The organism is Streptomyces sp. NPDC038200 (assembly GCF_055600785.1).
Genome location: NZ_JBVJYH010000001.1, coordinates 228,875 through 246,519, shown reverse-complemented (window position 1 = coordinate 246,519; position 17,645 = coordinate 228,875). Strand labels below are relative to the sequence as shown.

At 73.5% G+C, this 17,645-nt stretch carries 14 protein-coding genes; 9 read left to right on the top strand and 5 right to left on the bottom strand.

The window, feature by feature from the left end; translation table 11 throughout:
- Positions 1 to 612: 612 nt before the first annotated feature.
- Complete coding sequence (locus ACZ7KF_RS01070; protein ID WP_471067953.1) at positions 613 to 1,272, top strand: Tat pathway signal sequence domain protein; 660 nt, start codon at positions 613 to 615, stop codon at positions 1,270 to 1,272.
- Between the two features lie 18 nt (positions 1,273 to 1,290).
- On the opposite strand, the gene ACZ7KF_RS01065 is transcribed toward ACZ7KF_RS01070, so the two are convergent.
- A complete protein-coding gene (locus tag ACZ7KF_RS01065; RefSeq protein ID WP_471067950.1) occupies positions 1,291 to 2,217 on the bottom strand; it encodes a lytic polysaccharide monooxygenase auxiliary activity family 9 protein in 927 nt (308 codons plus the stop codon).
- A gap of 434 nt (positions 2,218 to 2,651) precedes the next feature.
- Here ACZ7KF_RS01065 and ACZ7KF_RS01060 point away from each other — a divergent pair, with 434 nt between their 5' ends.
- Together ACZ7KF_RS01060 and ACZ7KF_RS01055 are read left to right on the top strand one after the other, a co-directional pair.
- Positions 2,652 to 3,299: a ScbR family autoregulator-binding transcription factor gene (locus tag ACZ7KF_RS01060; protein ID WP_471067947.1), complete on the top strand. Its 648-nt coding sequence runs from the start codon at positions 2,652 to 2,654 to the stop codon at positions 3,297 to 3,299.
- A 22-nt stretch (positions 3,300 to 3,321) separates the two neighbouring features.
- The gene (locus ACZ7KF_RS01055) at positions 3,322 to 4,521 is read left to right on the top strand and encodes a damage-control phosphatase ARMT1 family protein (RefSeq protein ID WP_471067944.1); all 1,200 of its coding nucleotides are present in this window, start codon (positions 3,322 to 3,324) and stop codon (positions 4,519 to 4,521) included.
- On the opposite strand, the gene ACZ7KF_RS01050 is transcribed toward ACZ7KF_RS01055, so the two are convergent.
- Both ACZ7KF_RS01050 and ACZ7KF_RS01045 read right to left on the bottom strand, forming a co-directional pair.
- On the bottom strand, positions 4,498 to 5,802 hold the full coding sequence (locus ACZ7KF_RS01050; protein WP_471067942.1) for a cytochrome P450: 1,305 nt from the start codon (positions 5,800 to 5,802) through the stop codon (positions 4,498 to 4,500). The two genes, ACZ7KF_RS01055 and ACZ7KF_RS01050, sit on opposite strands and share 24 nt — an antisense overlap.
- Entirely contained in the window at positions 5,799 to 6,680 is an 882-nt protein-coding gene (locus ACZ7KF_RS01045; protein ID WP_471067939.1) for an alpha/beta fold hydrolase, read from the bottom strand. The genes ACZ7KF_RS01050 and ACZ7KF_RS01045 overlap by 4 nt, the downstream gene beginning before the upstream one ends.
- A gap of 153 nt (positions 6,681 to 6,833) precedes the next feature.
- On the opposite strand from ACZ7KF_RS01045, the gene cyc2 reads away from it, so the two are divergent.
- Both cyc2 and phsA read left to right on the top strand, forming a co-directional pair.
- Complete coding sequence (cyc2, locus tag ACZ7KF_RS01040; RefSeq protein WP_471067936.1) at positions 6,834 to 8,993, top strand: germacradienol/geosmin synthase Cyc2; 2,160 nt, start codon at positions 6,834 to 6,836, stop codon at positions 8,991 to 8,993.
- Positions 8,994 to 9,127: 134 nt separating this feature from the next.
- The gene (phsA, locus tag ACZ7KF_RS01035) at positions 9,128 to 11,002 is read left to right on the top strand and encodes an O-aminophenol oxidase PhsA (protein ID WP_471067934.1); all 1,875 of its coding nucleotides are present in this window, start codon (positions 9,128 to 9,130) and stop codon (positions 11,000 to 11,002) included.
- Positions 11,003 to 11,017: 15 nt separating this feature from the next.
- Here the strand turns inward: phsA and ACZ7KF_RS01030 are convergent, their stop codons facing one another.
- Positions 11,018 to 11,740: a CTP synthase C-terminal region-related (seleno)protein gene (locus ACZ7KF_RS01030; protein ID WP_471067931.1), complete on the bottom strand. Its 723-nt coding sequence runs from the start codon at positions 11,738 to 11,740 to the stop codon at positions 11,018 to 11,020.
- An 81-nt stretch (positions 11,741 to 11,821) separates the two neighbouring features.
- Here ACZ7KF_RS01030 and ACZ7KF_RS01025 point away from each other — a divergent pair, with 81 nt between their 5' ends.
- The 4 genes from ACZ7KF_RS01025 to ACZ7KF_RS01010 all read left to right on the top strand — a co-directional run bounded on the left by ACZ7KF_RS01025 (position 11,822) and on the right by ACZ7KF_RS01010 (position 15,738).
- Positions 11,822 to 12,700, top strand: coding sequence for a LysR family transcriptional regulator (locus ACZ7KF_RS01025; protein WP_471067928.1), 879 nt, complete (start codon positions 11,822 to 11,824; stop codon positions 12,698 to 12,700).
- 138 nt (positions 12,701 to 12,838) lie between these two features.
- The gene (locus ACZ7KF_RS01020) at positions 12,839 to 13,402 is read left to right on the top strand and encodes a PDZ domain-containing protein (RefSeq protein WP_471067925.1); all 564 of its coding nucleotides are present in this window, start codon (positions 12,839 to 12,841) and stop codon (positions 13,400 to 13,402) included.
- Between the two features lie 219 nt (positions 13,403 to 13,621).
- Positions 13,622 to 14,749 carry a M24 family metallopeptidase gene (locus ACZ7KF_RS01015; RefSeq protein ID WP_471067922.1) on the top strand — a complete coding sequence of 376 codons (1,128 nt, stop codon included), beginning with the start codon at positions 13,622 to 13,624 and terminating at the stop codon, positions 14,747 to 14,749.
- 53 nt (positions 14,750 to 14,802) lie between these two features.
- Entirely contained in the window at positions 14,803 to 15,738 is a 936-nt protein-coding gene (locus ACZ7KF_RS01010) for a phosphotransferase family protein (protein ID WP_471067919.1), read from the top strand.
- 116 nt (positions 15,739 to 15,854) lie between these two features.
- On the opposite strand, the gene treZ is transcribed toward ACZ7KF_RS01010, so the two are convergent.
- Entirely contained in the window at positions 15,855 to 17,600 is a 1,746-nt protein-coding gene (gene treZ, locus ACZ7KF_RS01005) for a malto-oligosyltrehalose trehalohydrolase (RefSeq protein ID WP_471067917.1), read from the bottom strand.
- Positions 17,601 to 17,645: the final 45 nt, after the last annotated feature.

Sequence of the window (17,645 nt, the reverse complement as noted above, 5' to 3'; positions counted from 1 at the left end):
GGTTGGGCTTCCGTGGCGCGGTGTCCTGGCGCGGACAGTGGACGCCGCGTACGCCTCCTCGCAACTCCCGGCGGGTGCAAGGGCTTTCACGTTACGCGGCAGTAGCCTTCGAGGAAGTTACCGCCGGTTACTTTGAAGGGTCAAGGGAGTTGTGGAAAAAGGGTGTCGGATGTGCGCGGGCCGGGTCCGCGTGCGACAACTCGCTGCTCACGCCTTGACGTTGACGGTTAATCAGGTCTAGAAATTCCCCTGTTTCCCGGATCCGTGGCGCCGGATCCGGCGGGCGGCGGCAGTCGCCCCCCAAGCGCGGCACCCGTCGCATCCCGCGACGCGGCAGCGACCGCGTTCCCGGCCCTGGCACGGCAATCGCTCCACCTCACGAGCGCGGCACCGGCACGGTCGTCTCCACACTTGTCCCGTGCCCGGCCGCCCCCTTGTCCGGCTCGGCCGGAGGTCTTCCCCCGAGGCCTTCGGCCGGTGCCCGGTGTGCCGCCGTCGCGGGTCCGCAGCGTACGGAGAAGGCGTCACGGTCCTGCGCCGGCGGCATCGCAAGCACCACCCGCCACCCCCCACCTCACCTCATCTCGCCCCACTTCGAAGAGAGGCACCCGCATGCGTACGCGCTCCCTCCTCGCTCTCGGTGGCACCGCCGCCGCGCTCGCTCTCGCATGGGCCACCCCGGCCTCCGCGGCCGGCGCGGTCCTCACCGTCGGCAACACCGGCGCCAACGGCGGCGCCGCGGCCGCCGTCGGCGACACCCTCACCGCGCCCCTGTCCACCGGCACCGCCGCCACCTTCTACTCCAGCGCGACCGGCACCAGCGGCGTGAAGTGCACGGGCTCCCAGTTCACCGCCAAGGTCACCGGCAACCCGGCCGCGCCCGGCACGGCCACCGAGTCCGTCACCGGGCACACCTTCGACAGCAGCACCTGCACCAGCAACGTCACCGGTGTCCTCGGGGTCAACGGCATCACCATCAACAACCTGCCCTACTCGGCGTCGATCACCTCGGCGGGCACCCTCACCGTCTCGCCCCCGAGCGGCTCCACCATCCAGGCCACGGTCCAGCTGCGCACCCTGCTGGGCACGGTGACCTGCGTGTACCAGGCACCCAGCCTGACCGGCAAGGCCGACAACGCCGACAGCAGCATCACCTTCACCAACCAGCAGTTCACCAAGACGTCCGGTTCTTCGCTGTGCTTCGCCAACGGCTACTTCACGGCCAAGTACGCGCCCGTCACCGACGGCGGAGTCCGGGTCTACGTGAACTGACGCGCCGCACCCTGCGGTTCAGCGTCGTCGCAGCCGCAGAAAGAGGGCGGCGCCCCCGGTGAGCAGCAGCACCGCGGTGGCGCCGCCCGCCAGCAGGGGGGCCGAGGGCCCCGAGCCGCCGTGCGTGGTCTCCGCCACCGGGGCCCCCTCGGCCGAGGCTCCTTCGGAAGGGCCGCCACCCTGCCGCTTCGACTCGGGAGTCGCACGCTCCGCCGGTGCACTCCGCGTCCGTGCCGGCCGTGGACGCGGTGTGGCCGGCGTCTCCGTCGCCGGCCGCGTGGACCCCGCCGCCCCGGCGGCCTCCTTGTGCTCGGGGAAGACCACGTCGGAGCACGAGTAGTACGTGTCCGGCGTGCTGCTGTTCTGCCAGATCGTGTACAGCACCTGACGCCCCGTCCGGTCCTTCGGCAGGGTCGCGCTCAGGTGGTACGCCCCGCCTCGCAGCGGCGGGTCAGTGATCTCGGCGAAGGGCCGTTCCGGCAGATCGGACCAGGCCAGCGGCCTCGACGGGTCGTAACCCCGCTCGGTCAGATACAGCCGGAACGTGCCCGTGTGCGCGATGGTCGACGCATAGGTCAGTGTCAGCCGGCCGCCCGGGGCCAGCCGCGTCGCCGGCCAGTCCCGCCGCGCCAGGTCCAGGCCCCGGTACGCCGGCAGGTTCCCGCTGCACAACCTGCCGTCCGGAATCACCTGCCGGTCCCGGCCCCCCACCCCCGCCACGCGCAGGTTGTCCCACGCCGTGAACGGAGCGCCGTTCGCCGCGATCGCGGCCCGGCAGGCGGCCGATCCGGCGGCGCCGCCCTCGGGCGAGCAGGCGTAGACCCGGCTGACGGGATCCGTGGGCGCTCCGTGCGCCTGGGCGGACCCCGCCGCCCACGGCAGAAGCAGGAGCGGTGCCGTCGCGGCGGCCATCCTGACGCTCAGGCGGGCGGTCATCCGAGTCATCCGGGACGTCTCCTCGACAGGCGCGGGAACGGGATCTGCGGCGTCCAGTACGGCGGCGGTGTCCGCCCCGTTCAGCCCGACCGGCGCACCCGGGTGCAGGGGGCGTGAAAGGACAGACCGGTTCGGCTGTTTTGCGCCTGCTTCCACGCACCATTGAGGAGCCGGGTGTCCGCCTCGTATCGTGGCGATCATGGGTGCGGCGCCCGTCGCCCCGTGGCTGCCGGGAACCGGCCGCACCTGAAGGGGGAACCGGCGTGGTCTCGCCCGTTCACGAAGCACCCCGGACCCGGCCGCCGTCGGTCGCGCCGCTGACACGTGTCGTACCGCATGCCCGGTACGCCGGACTCCTGCTGCCCCTCGGTGAGTTATCGTATGCAAGGGGTTAAAAACAAACCGCATGTCCTGTTCGGTTGAGTGCGAGGAGGGGTCCCAGGATGGCGAGGCAGTTACGCGCTGAACAGACCCGGTCAACGATCATCACGGCCGCCGCCGACCTGTTCGACCGGCACGGCTACGAATCCACGAGTCTGAGCGACATCGTCGCACACGCGAAGGTCACCAAGGGCGCCCTGTACTTCCACTTCGCCGCCAAGGAGGATCTGGCCCACGCCATCCTGGAACTGCAGGCCAAAGCCGCGCAGCAGCTCGTGGCCGACGTCGAGAGCCGCGGCTGCTCCTCGCTGGAGGCCCTGATGCGCACCACGTTCGGGATCGCCCGGCTCGCCGTGGAGGACCCGGTGCCGCGCGCCGGACTCCGTCTCGCCACCGCGGACATCGCCGTACGGCCGCCCCTGCGCCACCCGTTCACCGAATGGCTGGACTTCGCCACCCGCAAGTTCACCGGTGCCGTCAAGGAGGCCGACCTGCACGGCGATCTCGACATCGGGGCCGTCGCCCACTCCCTCGTCTGCTTCTTCATCGGCACCCGGGTCGCCGGCCGCTCGCTCGAACCCGTCGGCCGGCTGCCGCGCAGAACCGCCGAGATGTGGCACCTCGTGATCCGCGGACTCGTCCCGGTGCACCGCCGCCCCCGCTACGTCACCCTCGCCACGCAGCTGGAGCGGGAGATCCGCACCGCCTGACACCCGCGATACGGTGACGGGCATGCCCGACATCCCGTTCGCACCCGTGATCCTCGGCAACGACCCCGGCTCGTTCCCGCACAGCGTGCTGGCCGAGCGGCACCCCGCGATCATCCGGCAGGTACGGGACGCCTTCCCGTACGGTCCCGGGCAGCACACGGCGCTGGACGAGCTGCTGAAGAGCTGCACCCAGGGGGCGATCGAGCCGCTGCCCGCCGACGCCCCGGACCGGGGCCGGTGGCACGACTGGGGCCTGGCCGGCCACACCGGGCGGTCCTGGTACGACGTGCCCTGGCTGTGGTCCGAGAGCTATTTCTACCGCCGGCTGCTGGACGCCGTCGGCTGGTTCGGTCCGGGCGCCTGGCAGGGCGTCGATCCCTTCCGTCCCTTCAAGCGCGCCGAACTCGACGCCCCGGAGACCGACGAGGAACTGGCCGCCCTGGACGGCCTGCGCGACCTGCCGGAGGAGGAGCGGGCACCCGCCCTGCTGCACGGCTCGTTGTGGGGCAACCGCGCGGACCTCGGCTTCCGGCTCTCCGCCGCGGGCGCCGAGGCCCGGGAACCGGCCCCCGCACTGGTCGCCGACGACAGCGAGACCCTCTGGTCGCTGCTGCCGCCCGACGGGACCGGCACCCTCGTCCTCGTCGCCGACAACGCGGGCCGCGAACTCGTCCCCGACCTCCTCCTGATCGCCCACCTGCTCGCCGCGGGCCGGACCGCGCGGGCGGTGCTGCACGTCAAGCCGTACCCCTACTACGTCTCCGACGCCACCACCGCCGACGTGGTCGACGCCCTGCACCGGCTGCGCGCGGCCTCCGGCACGGCCGGCGAGTACGGGCGCGTGCTCTGGTCGGCGATGGCCGACGGCCGGCTCACCGTGCGCGCCCACCCCTTCTCCTGCGCCCCGCTGCCGTACTCCGCGATGCCGGACGATCTGCGCGCCGAGTTCGCGGCGGCCACGCTGACCGTCGTCAAGGGCGACCTCAACTACCGGCGCCTGGTGGGCGACCGGTACTGGCCGCCCACCACGCCCTTCGAGGAGACGACCCGGTACTTCCCCGGCCCGGTCGCCGCGCTGCGCACCCTCAAGTCCGACGTGATCACCGGCCTGACCGCCGCGACCGAGGCCGCGCTGGTGGCGGCCGAGGGGCAGCGCTGGCGGACGAGCGGCACCCATGCGCTGATCCAGACGGACCCGTCAGACCAGCCGCACCGGCAGTGACTTGACGCCGTTGATGAAGTTCGACACCAGCCGCCCCGCCGGCCCGGCGAGGCACGGCGGCCCCGGCAGGACGCGCAGCACCTCCTCGTGGAGCACCCGCAGCTGCAGCCGGGCGAGGTGAGCGCCCAGGCAGACGTGCGGGCCGTCCCCGAACGACACGTGCGGATTGGGCGAGCGGGTGAGGTCGAGCCGGTCCGGTGCGGTGAAGACGCGCTCGTCCCGGTTGGCCGAGGCGTGGAACACCACGACCTTGTCGCCCGCCCGGATCGCCCGGCCCGCCAGCTCGGTGTCCCGTACCGCCGTCCGGCGGAAGGTGAGCACGGGCGGGTGCCAGCGCAGCAGCTCGTCGACGGCGGACGGTACGCCGGCCCGGCCGGTGCGCAGCAGCTCGTACGCCTCCGGATGCTCCGCCAGCGCCAGCAGCCCGCCCGGGGCCGCGCTGCGCACGGTGTCGTTGCCGGCCACGGTGAGCAGGAAGAAGAACATCTCCAGCTCCGCGTCGGCGAGTTCCTCGCCGACCGTCCCCTCCGTGCGAGCGCCGCCGGGCGTCCGGGGGAGGACGAGCGCCGTCATCACGTCGTCGGCGGGGTGCCGTCTCTTGTACGCGGCCAGCTGTCCGGCGTACGCGAACATGTCCCGCAGCATCGCCGGGGACCGCGGATTCACCGGCTTGCCCGCGCCGTCCAGCACTCGCGGACCGGCCTCGTCCGGATCCTGGTAGCCGATGACCCGCTGCGTCCAGTGCAGCAGCAGATGCCGGTCGCTCTCCGGGACGCCCAGCAGATCCGCCAGATTCAGCAGGGCGTAGTCGTCGGTGACGGAGGCCACCAGGTCGACCGTGCCGTCCCCCTCCCGCGCCTTCTCCAGGGCGCCCGCGAGCAGCGTGCGGGCCCGCTCCCGGGCGACCGCCGCGAACCGGTCGACCCGTCCCGGAGTGAAGGCCCGGCTCACCAGCCGGCGCAGCCGCCGGTGACCGGGCGGATCCTGATTGAGCATCATCCGCCGGATGAACGGCAGGTCCTCCGGGTCGGGGTCCCGGATCTGGGTCGCACCGGCGTACGAGGAGTACGTCCCCGCGTCCTTCAGCACGTGCACGACGTCCGCGTGCCGGGTCACCGCCCAGAACCCGGGCCCGGCGGGCCAGCCCAGTACCTCCGGCTCCCGCTGCCAGGCCACCGGATGACGGTCGCGCAGCACGCGGTAGTCGGCGTAGGGGATCCCGGTGGCGTACCGGCGCGGATCGAAGACGTCCGGCACCGCGGGCGCCTCGGGCGCACTCACGCCGGCCCGCCCCTGCCCGCGACGCCGGACGTCCCGGCCCCGTCCGCCCCGCCAGTCCCGTCGGTCCCGCGCGTCGCGTCCGCCCCGCCGGTTCCGCTCGCCGCGTCCGCGTCGTCCGCCCGCAGGAAGTCCTCGACGGTACGGATCAGTTCCAGCGGCGTCTCGTCCATCGCGTAGTGGCCGGCACCGGACAGCACCGCCAGCCGGGCGCGCGGATACCAGGACATCCAGGTCTGCCGCATGACCTCCGGCGACAGCGCCGGATCGAGCGCACCGGCCACGGCGAGCGCCGGCACCTCGCTGCCCTCGACGGCCGTGCTGAAGTCGGCGCCCGCCCACGAGTCGAGCCAGGCCCGGAACGCCTTGGCGTCGCTGCGCTCCAGCGAACGGGCGACCATCCGGTCCAGCCAGGCGGCGGGCCGGCGGCCACCGGTGGTGACGTCGATGATCGTGCGCCGGTTCTCCGCCCGGTGCGCCGCGTCCCGGAACAGCTCCCCCTGCTCCCCGGCCATCGGCATGCCCGAGGCGGGCACGGGCGAGACGCCCGCGATCCGGCGCAGCCGGTGCGGGGCGACGGAGAGCAGGCGCTGTGCCACCGCGCCGCCCATGGAGTGCCCGATCACCGAGAACCGCTCCCAGCCGAGCCGGTCGGCCAGCTCCACCAGGTCCCCGGCCGCCTCGGCCGTCGTGAACGAGCCCGCGGCGTCCCGCGCCTCGCCGTAGCCGCGCAGGTCGACCAGCGCGTAGCTGAAGGAGGCCCGGTCCAGGTCCGGCAGGACGGCCGCGTAGGCGGACCGGTCGGCGAACCAGCCGTGCACGGCGAACACCTTGTGGGCGCCGTCGCCGTGCACCTCATGGGGCAGTACGAAGGAGGTCATGCGCCTACCGTGACCCCCGCGCGGGGGCCCGGCAAGAGCACCAACGCCACAATGCCCCGCCGGAGTTCCACGTTTCGCGGACGGTTCACGCGATGGTGTGATCATGTGTCCCCGGGCGGATGGGCGTCCGGGGCCACGGGTAGTGCCCCGGCCATGACGCAGCCGTTCGAACTCCCGCACTTCTACATGCCGTATCCCGCGCGCCTCAATCCGCACCTGGAGGAGGCCCGCGCCCACTCGACCCGCTGGGCACGCGAGATGGGCATGCTGGAGGGCTCCGGGGTCTGGGAGCAGGCCGATCTGGAGGCGCACGACTACGGTCTCCTGTGCTCCTACACCCACCCCGACTGCGACGGACCCGCTCTCTCGCTGATCACCGACTGGTACGTGTGGGTGTTCTTCTTCGACGACCACTTCCTCGACATGTTCAAGCGCACCCAGGACCGGGCCGCCGGAAAGGCGCACCTGGACCGTCTGCCCCTGTTCATGCCGCTCGCCCCCGGGACACCGGTGCCCGAGCCGGAGAACCCGGTGGAGGCGGGGCTGAAGGACCTGTGGGCGCGGACCGTGCCGTCGATGTCCGTGGACTGGCGGCGCCGCTTCTCCGTCGCGACCGAGCATCTGCTCAACGAGTCGATGTGGGAGCTGTCCAACATCAACGAGGGGCGGATCGCCAACCCCGTCGAGTACATCGAGATGCGCCGCAAGGTGGGCGGCGCCCCCTGGTCCGCCGGGCTCGTCGAGTACGCGACCGCCGAGGTGCCCGCCGCCGTGTCCGGCACCCGGCCGCTGCGCGTCCTCATGGAGACCTTCTCCGACGCCGTCCACCTGCGCAACGACCTGTTCTCCTACCAGCGCGAGGTCGAGGAGGAGGGCGAGAACAGCAACGGCGTGCTGGTCCTGGAGACGTTCTTCGGCTGCACCACGCAGGAGGCCGCCGAGACCGTCAACGACGTCCTCACCTCCCGGCTGCACCAGTTCGAGCACACCGCGCTCACCGAAGTACCGGCCGTCGCCCTGGAGAAGGGGCTCAGGCCCGACGAGGCCGCCGCGGTGGCCGCCTACACCAAGGGACTCCAGGACTGGCAGTCCGGCGGCCACGAGTGGCACATGCGCTCCAGCCGCTACATGAACAAGGGCGCGCGGTCCGAGTCCGCCTGGCGGCTCACGGGCCCCGGCACCGCCGCCGCCGACGTCGGCGCGCTGCTCGCCGCGGCGGCCCAGGAGCGCCTGCGCGCCTACTCCCACCTGCCTCATCAGAAGGTCGGACCGTCCCGCATCCCCGACCTGTACATGCCCTTCGAGGTCCAGCTCAGCCCTCACCTGGACCAGGCCCGCAGCCGGCTCGTCGGCTGGTGCCGCAGCACGGGCATCCTCCAGGAGGGCGTCTGGGACGAGGACAAGCTCGCCGCCGCCGACCTCGCCCTGTGCTCCGCCGGCCTGGACCCGGACGCCACCCCGGACGCCCTCGACCTCAGCGCCCAGTGGCTCGCCTGGGGAACGTACGGCGACGACTACTACCCCTTGGTGTACGGCCACCGCCGGGACCTGGCCGCCGCACGGCTGACCACGGCCCGGCTGTCGGAGTGCATGCCGGTCGAGGGCGGGCCCACCGTCGTCCCCGGCAACGCCATGGAACGCGGCCTGATCGACCTGTGGACACGCACCACCGCCGGGATGACCGCAGACCAGCGACGCACCCTGAAGACCGCCGTGGACAAGATGACCGAGAGCTGGGTCTGGGAACTCTCCAACCAGCTCCAGAACCGCGTCCCCGACCCGGTGGACTACCTGGAGATGCGCCGCTCCACCTTCGGCTCGGACCTCACCCTGAGCCTGTGCCGGATGGGCCACGGCCCCGCCGTCCCCGCCGAGGTGTACGCCAGCGGCCCGGTGCGCTCCCTGGAGAACGCCGCCATCGACTACGCCTGCCTCGTCAACGACGTCTTCTCGTACCAGAAGGAGATCGAGTACGAGGGCGAGATCCACAACGCCGTCCTGGTCGTGCAGAACTTCTTCGGCGTGGACTACCCGGCGGCCCTCCGTGTCGTCCAGGACCTGATGAACCAGCGCATGCAGCAGTTCGAGCATGTCGTCGCACATGAACTGCCCGTGCTGTACGACGACTTCGCACTGTCTGCCGAGGGCCGCCGGGCCATCGACGCCTATGTGCTCGACCTGCGCAACTGGCTCGCGGGGATCCTCAACTGGCACCGGGAGGTCGACCGCTACAAGGCCGAGTGGCTCGGCCGCCGCGCCCACGGCTTCGCACCGGACCGCCCGCCCGCCGTGCCGGTCCTGTCGTTCGGCTGACCGTTTCGCCCTCGCTGACGGTTTCGCAAACTTCACGTACGGAAGGGTGAGTTCAGGGAACTTCGGTGAGCCCTGGGGGGTCTTCCGGTGCAAGGGGAACAACAGACACCGGACATACACGGGGGTGTTCGATCTTGACCGAGATCATCGAGAGGCTCACCGGAGAGACCGCGGGCGACAAGGCGCCGGTACCTGCCGAACTGAAACCGTACGCCGCCTCGTTACCCGTGCCGCCCGTCCTGCGGCCCGCCGCGGACGACGTCCTGCGCGAGACCGAGATCGCCCTGCGCCCGACCTGGGTGCGCCTGCACCCGCAGCTGCCGCCCACCCTGATGTGGGGGTACGACGGGCAGGTACCGGGCCCGACCATCGAGGTGCGGCGCGGACAGCGTGTCCGTATCGCCTGGACCAACCGCATCCCGAGGGACAGCGAGTACCCGGTCACGTCGGTGGAGGTGCCGCTGCGCACCGACGGCCGCCCGCAGGCCACCACCGAGCCCGGCCGTGAGGGCGTCGAGCCGAACAAGGACGTCGCCGCCCTGCCCGCCTGGTCCGTGACGCATCTGCACGGCGCCCAGACCGGCGGCGGCAACGACGGCTGGGCGGACAACGCCGTCGGCCCCGGCGACGCCCAGCTGTCGGAGTACCCGAACGACCACCAGGCGGTGCAGTGGTGGTACCACGACCACGCCATGAACATCACCCGGTGGAACGTGATGTCGGGCCTGTACGGCACCTACCTCGTCCGGGACGACGAGGAGGACGCCCTCCACCTGCCCTCCGGCGAGCGGGAGATCCCGCTCCTCATCGCCGACCGCAACCTCGACACCGACGAGGACGGCCGCCTCAACGGCCGGCTGCTGCACAAGACGTTGATCGTCCAGCAGAGCAACCCGGAGACGGGCAAGCCGGTCACCGTCCCGTTCACCGGCCCGTACACCACGGTCAACGGGCGCATCTGGCCGTACGCCGACGTGGACCCGGCCTGGTACCGCTTCCGGCTGGTCAACGCCTCCAACGCGCGCATCTTCGACCTCGTCCTGATCGACGAGGACGGCGCGCCGGTGCCCGGGATCGTCCACCAGATCGGCAGCGACGGCGGCCTCCTGCCGCGCCCGGTGCCGATCGACTTCGACGCGGACCTGCCCGCCCTGACCGCCGCGCCGGCCGAGCGCTTCGACCTGCTGGTCGACTTCCGCGCACTGGCCGGCCGCACCCTCCGGCTGGTGAACAAGGGGCCGGGCGAGCCCGCCGGGGTGGCCGACCCGGCCGGTGACGTGCCGTACCCGGACGTGCTGGAGTTCCGGGTCCGGGAGACCTGCGAGGAGGACCCCTTCGAGCTGCCCGAGGTGCTCTCCGGGTCCTTCCGCCGCCTCACCCACGACATCCCGCACGGCCACCGCCTCGTCCTGCTCACCCCGCCCACCACCAAGGGCGCCGGGGGCCACCCCGAGATATGGGAGATGACCGAGGTCGCGAACCCGGAGGGGCTGCGGCTCCCGGCCGAGGGCGTCGTCCAGATCACCGGGCCCGACGGCACCACGAAGACGTACCGGCGCACCGCGCGGACCTTCAACGACGGGCTGGGCTTCACCATCGGCGAGGGCAGCCACGAGCAGTGGAGCTTCCTCAACCTGGCGCCCATCGTGCACCCCATGCACATCCACCTGGCCGACTTCCAGCTGCTGGGCCGGGACGCCTACGACGTCTCCGGCTTCGACCCGGCGGTCGGCGGCACCCGCACCCCGATCCGGTACGACGCGGGGACGGCGATCCCGCTCGCCCCCAACGAGCGCGGCCACAAGGACGTCTTCCGGGTGCCGGGGAACCAGATGCTCCGGGTCATGGGCCGCTTCGACGGCGCGTACGGCCGGTTCATGTACCACTGCCACCTGCTGGAGCACGAGGACATGGGCATGATGCGGCCCTTCGTCGTCATGCCGCCCGAGGCCCTGAAGTTCGACCACGGCGGCGCGCACGGCGGCCACGGCGAGGGCCACACGGGCTGAGCGGCGGCGGGCGGTTCACGCCGGCCGGGCGCTCCGGGCCGCCGCGTGCTCGACGGCGGCCCGCGCCAGCGCCCGGACCACCGGGTGCGGGTGCGAGCCGTCGCCGGCCAGCTCCGGCTGGAACAGCGACGCCAGGAAGAAGGGATGGCCGGGCAGCTCGGCCATCCGGACCCGGCCGTCCTCGTCGTGCCCGGAGAACCGCAGCCCGTGGGCGCGGAGCGTGTCCAGGTGACGGGAGGGGCCGTACGCGCAGAAGTACCGCTCGACCGTGCGCGCCGCGCCGATCACGGACGCGGCCAGCGAGTCCGGCGCGATCGTCACCGCGGCCTCGTGGCCCACCAGCGAGCAGGCCAGCGGCTCGATGAGCGGATCCTCGGCGTCCGGGTCGTTCTCGGCGTGCGCGACCCCCGTCAGCCCGCACACGTTCCGCGCGTACTCCAGCAGCGCGTGCTGGAAGCCGCCGCACGTGCCCAGGAACGGGATGCCCTCCTCGCGCGCGGTGCGCACCGCCGCGAGGACGCCCGCCTCGCTGCGGTACGGGCTGCCCGGCAGCACCCACACGGCGTCGAACCCGCGTACCGCGCCCGCGGCCTCCGCGTCCTGCGAGGAGATCCAGTACGCGTCCAGGACCAGCCGGTCGCGTGCGGCCAGGGCGTCCAGCAGGAACGGTACGCGCGTGTGCGAGACGACGTGGGGAGAGCGGTCGCCGACGAGGGCGAGAGTGGCGGTGTTCGTCATGGCCACCATCCTCCGTACGACGCCCCGTTCACGTCCAACGATGGTTTCTGCATCATCGATAAGCATTGCTGATGGAGTGCGATGCTGAGCGGCATGGACCCGCATCTGCTCCGCACCTACGTCACCGTGGCGCGTCTCGCCTCCTTCTCGGAGGCCGCGCGCGAGCTGGGCTACACCCAGTCCGCCGTCTCCCAGCACATCGCCGCCCTCGAACAGGACCTGGGCGCGCCCCTGCTGACCCGCCGGCCGGTCGCGCCGACCGTGGCCGGCGAACGGCTGCTGGAACACGCGGGTCCGCTGCTGCTGCGTCTCGACGCGGCCCGCGCCGACGTCGTGCGCATCGCCGCCGCCCCCCAGCACGGCCTGACCCTCGCCACCACGCCGACCGCGCTCGGCCCCGCCGTCCTCGGCGCGCTCCCCCCGGCCGGCGTCACCCTGCGCGTGCTCACCCGCGCGGAGATCCCCGCGGCCGTCGCCACCGGCACCGCCGACCTCGGCCTCGTGGACGGGCTGGCCGCGCCCAGCGATCCGCTGCGGGTGCCCGACGTGGCGCCGCTGACCGCGCACGGCGTCGCCGAGGAGCCCGTCAGCGTCCTGCTCCCCGCCGGCCACCCGCTCGCCGGGCGCCCAGGGCTGCGCCTCGGCGACCTGGGCGACGCCCGCTGGCTCGACGCACCCGACGCGGCCCTCCCGCTCGCGGACCTGCGCGCCGCGGCCGCCGGCGGCACCTTCCGGCCCGCCCTGCGCTACGAGGGCACCGACGTCCGCACCCTCACCGCCCTCGCGGCGGCCGGACACGGCCTCACCCTGCTGCCCGCCTGGGCGGCCACCGGTGTACCGGGCACGACCGCGGTCCCGCTCACCGCCCCCCGCGTCGTCCACCGCACGGAACTCCTCCACGGCGGCGGCCCGGGGGGAGCGGCGGCGGAACTGGTGCGCAGGCTGTCGGGCACCGGGTGAGGACGCCGGGCGGGGAGCGGGGCGGTGGTGCCTCGACGGCCATGACCACCCTCCGGCACGCTCCGGCCAGTCTCACCCTTTCGTGTCTCGTCGCGGGCCGCCGCCCCGGGTAGAGCTCCAGCCGGAGGCGAGCGAACCATGGAACAGACTGCGTTGCGTCCCAAGCCGATGCCCGGTCAGGACCGGCGGCCGGAGGGCACCCCGGAACCCGTCCATCACCCGCACGCCGCGCGCCGGCGCGGACGGCGGCTGCGGACCGTGCTGTTCGGCATGTGCGCCGGCATGGTGCTGGTGCTCTCCGGCGTCGGCATCGGCACGGTCGGCGCCACCGTGATCGGGATGAGCAGACTCGCCGAGCTGCACCGCCAGGCCCCGCCGCCCGCTCCCTCCGCCAGGACCGCCCCCGGCACCGCCCCGGCCCCCGCCCCCGCCCGGCACGGCGCGACCCTGGGCCTGGAGGCCGTCGACGGCGAGAAGGCGGGCGCGCTGGTGGTGGGCGTGCACGTGCCCGGCCCCGGCTACTCCGCGGGCCTGATCCGCGGAGACGTCGTACTGCAGTTCGGCGCCACCCGCGTCGACTCCGCCGCCGACCTTGCCCGAGCCGTCGCCGAGGCGCGCTCCGGAAGGCCGGTGCTCCTCACCGTGCGGCACAGCGGCGGCGGCTATCAGCAGCTGACGGTGACGCCCGGGGTGGTCACCTGACCGATCCGGGACCCGTCCCTCGCGCTCCACCGCGTGCGCCCCGGGAAACCCGCTGGTCCCCGTCCGTCCCGCGCGTCATCATGGGCCCGTGCCGAGTCCCTTCCCCCCGAAGTGCGGGACGCCGGTCCCGGAGACCGGCTCGCGTCGCCCCGTCCGGGCGGGCAGGATGCTGCCCGAGACGCCCTCGCCCGTTCCCCCCCGCCGCGCCCGGAGGCCCGGATGACCGGTAGTACGCCCGCGCCCTTCACCGCCGCCGACTACACGGCCCGCATGGAGCGTGCCGCGCGCTCCGCCGCCGCCGCCGGTCTCGCCGGACTGCTCGTGGCTCCGGGACCGGACATGGTGTGGCTCACGGGCTACACGCCCACCGCGGTCACGGAACGGCTGACGGTGCTGGTCCTCGCGCCCGGCCGGGACCCCGTGCTCGTCGTGCCCGCCCTGGAGGCCCCCGACGCCGAGCACGCCGCCGGCGCCACCGCGCTGACCCTGCGCGACTGGACCGACGGCAAGGACCCCTACGCCGTCACCGCCGACCTCCTCGACGACCGCGGCCGGTTCGGCATCAGCGACAACACCTGGGCGATGCACCTGCTGGGCTTCCAGCGGGCCCTGCCCGACAGCTCCTACACCGCCCTCACCGAGGGTCTGCCCATGCTGCGCGCCGTGAAGGACCCGGCCGAGCTGGACCTCCTGGCCGCCGCGGGAGCGGCTGCCGACCTGGCGTTCGAGGAGATCCGGAAGGTTCCCTTCGCCGGCCGCCGCGAGTCCGACGTCGGCCACGATCTCGCCGGCCTGCTGCGCCGTTTCGGCCACTCCCAGGTCGACTTCACCATCGTCGGCTCCGGCCCCAACGGCGCCAACCCGCACCACGAGGTCGGCGACCGCGTCATCCGCCCCGGTGACATGGTCGTCCTCGACTTCGGCGGCCTGAAGGACGGCTACGGCTCCGACACCACCCGCACGGTCCACGTCGGCGAGCCCACCGAGGAGGAGCGCCGCGTCCACGACATCGTGCGCGCCGCCCAGGAGGCCGGCTTCGGGGCCGTACGGCCCGGCGTGGCCTGCCAGGAGGTCGACCGCGCCGCCCGCGCGGTGATCACCGACGCCGGGTACGGCGAGTACTTCATCCACCGCACCGGGCACGGGATCGGGGTGACCACGCACGAGCCGCCGTACATGATCGAGGGGGAGGAGCAGCCGCTCGTGCCCGGCATGTGCTTCTCCGTGGAGCCCGGCATCTATCTGCCCGGCCGCTTCGGGGTGCGCATCGAGGACATCGTCACGGTCACCGAGGACGGTGGCCGGCGCCTGAACAACACCACCCGTGAGATGGTCATAGTGGACTGAACGACCAGGAGACACACCCTCGACGACATCCCGGAACGGCTACGGCGCGACCCATGACCCAGGCACCGACACCCACCGCGGACACCGTCCGCAGACTGGTCCGCTCGCTGCTCAAGGAGGGCGGCGACGGCACGGGGGGACCCGAAGTGCGGCCCGTGACGGAGGACCGTGAGCACACCTGGTGGATCGGCGGCCGCCATGTGCTCCGCCTCGCGCCCGACCGGGAGGCGTCCGTCCGCCGCCGCCGGGAACTGCGCCTGCGCGACCTGGTCCGCCCGCACGTCCCCGTCGCCGTGCCGACCAGCGTCGCGCACGGCGACTGGGCGCCCGGCCTCGCCTACACCCTCGACACCCGGGTCCCCGGGGGCACGGCCGACGAGCACGACGTCTCCGCCGTCGGCGAGGCCGACCTCGCCGGGCTGCTCGGCGGGCTGCGCGCGGTCCCCGCTCGCCAGGCGGAGACGCTCGGCGTGCCGCGCACCGCACCGCGCTCGCTGGAGGCGCTGCGCCGGATGGCCGTGCACGCGGCGGAACGGCTGGCCGCCGCCGACGAGTTCGACGCTGCCCGGCTGCACCAGCTCACCCCGCCCGGCGCGGCGCAGCTCGCCGCGCAGTCCGGCACGGCCGTCCTCACCCACCACGGGCTGACCGGCGCCCACGTGGTGGTCAGCGCCGACGGCCGGGTGCGCGGCATCCTGGACTGGACGGCGGCGGCGCTGGGCGACCCCGCCGAGGACATCGCCGGGCTCGCCGTCGCCGTCGGCTCCCCGGCGGCCGTCCGGGCCGCCACCCTCGCCGGCTACGGCGCCCGTCCCTGCCTGCGCGGCCTGTGGCTCGCCCGCTGCGACACGGTCATCCGCCTCACCGACCACCTGGAAGGCCGCACGACCGGCTCCCTGCCCCTGTTGCGCACCCAGCTGGGGCGGGCCTGGGAGCCGATCCTGCTGGAGCGGGTGACGGACTTCCAGGAGGACGAGCCGGAGCCCTGAGGGAGCCCCGGGACCCGCTCGGGGCGGCCCCGGGGAACGATCCGCGGAACCGCCGAAGGCCGCCTCCAAGGGCCCCGCACCCGCTCACGGCAGCCGTGCGGGACCCGCCGGCCCGCTCAGGGATGGGTCAGCACCACGCACGACTCCCCGGGCACCTGGAGCAGCCCGTCCGGGCCCGGTGCCTCGACCGGGTCCCAGGCCGCGAGGACCTCCACCCGGCCGGTGCCCAGGGGGATCGCCGCCGGCTCCTTGCCCAGGTTCACCGCGACCCGTACGTCCCCGCGCCGGAAGGCCAGCCAGCGGGCGTCCGCGTCGAAGGCCACCTTCGTGTCGGCGAGGTCCGGGTCGGTGAGGTCGGGCTGGGCGTGGCGCAGCGCGATCAGCTCCCGGTACCAGGCCAGCACGCGCGCGTGGGGCTCGTCCTCCGGCTCCGACCAGTCCAGGCAGGACCGCTCCCGGGTCGCCGGGTCCTGCGGATCGGGCACGTCCTCCTCGGCCCAGCCGTGCGCCGTGAACTCCCGCCGCCTGCCCCGCCGTACCGCCTCGGCCAGCTCGGGGTCGGTGTGGTCGGTGAAGAACTGCCAGGGCGTGCCCGCCGCCCACTCCTCGCCCATGAACAGCATCGGCGTGAACGGCGCGGTCAGCGTCAGCGTGGCCGCGCAGGCCAGCAGGCCCGGGGACAGCCGGGCGGAGAGCCGGTCGCCCTGCGCCCGGTTGCCGATCTGGTCGTGGGTCTGGCTGTAGCCGAGCAGCCGGTGCCCGGCCACGCGCGCGCGGTCCAGCGGCCGGCCGTGCCGGCGGCCCCGGAAACTGGAGTACGTGCCGTCGTGGAAGAAACCGCCGGTCAGCGTCTTGGCGAGCGCCGCGAAGGGCTCTCGCGCGAAGTCGGCGTAGTAGCCCTGCGACTCACCGGTCAGCGCGGTGTGCAGCGCATGGTGGAAGTCGTCGTTCCACTGCGCGTGCAGCCCGAGGCCGCCCTCCGCGCGCGCGGTGATGAACCGCGGGTCGTTCAGATCCGACTCGGCGATCAGGAACAGCGGCCTGCCCACCTCCTCGGCCAGGCCGTCCACGGCCGCCGACAGGTCCTCCAGGAAGTGGCAGGCGCGCGTGTCGTGCAGCGCGTGCACCGCGTCCAGCCGCAGCCCGTCGATCCGGTAGTCCCGCAGCCACGCCAGCGCGCTGCCCAGGAGGAACGCGCGCACCTCGTCCGAGCCGGGCGCGTCCAGGTTCACCGCCGCGCCCCAGGGCGTGTGGTGGGTGTCCGTGAAGTACGGTCCGAACGCGGGCAGATAGTTGCCCGACGGGCCCAGGTGGTTGTGCACGACGTCCAGGACGACGCCCAGCCCGAGTCCGTGCGCCCGGTCGACGAAGCGCTTCAGTGCCTCCGGGCCGCCGTACGGCTCGTGCACCGCCCACAGCGACACGCCCTCGTACCCCCAGCCGTGCCGGCCCGGGAAAGGACAGAGCGGCATCAACTCGACATGGGTGACGCCCAGTTCCACCAGGTGCTCCAGCCGGGCCGCGGCAGCGTCCAGCGTGCCCTCGCGCGTGTACGTGCCCACGTGCAGCTCGTACAGCACCGCACCCGGCAGCCCCCGCCCCGTCCACGGCGCACGCCACTCGTGGCGCCCGTGGTCCACGACCGCGCTCAGCCCGTCCGGGCCGTCCGGCTGGCGGCGGGCACGCGGATCGGGCAGCACGGGGCCGTCGTCCAGCGCGAACCCGTACCGCGCGCCGTCCTCCGCCTCCGCCTCGCCCGTCCACCAGCCCGCGCGCGCGGGATCGCGCGCCAACGGGCGCGTGGCGCCCTCGCAATGGAGTGTCACTCGGTCTGCCTGCGGTGCCCACACCTCGAACTGCACGGACGGTTCCCCTTCGTCTGCTCACCGTGATGTCCCGCGTGTCCA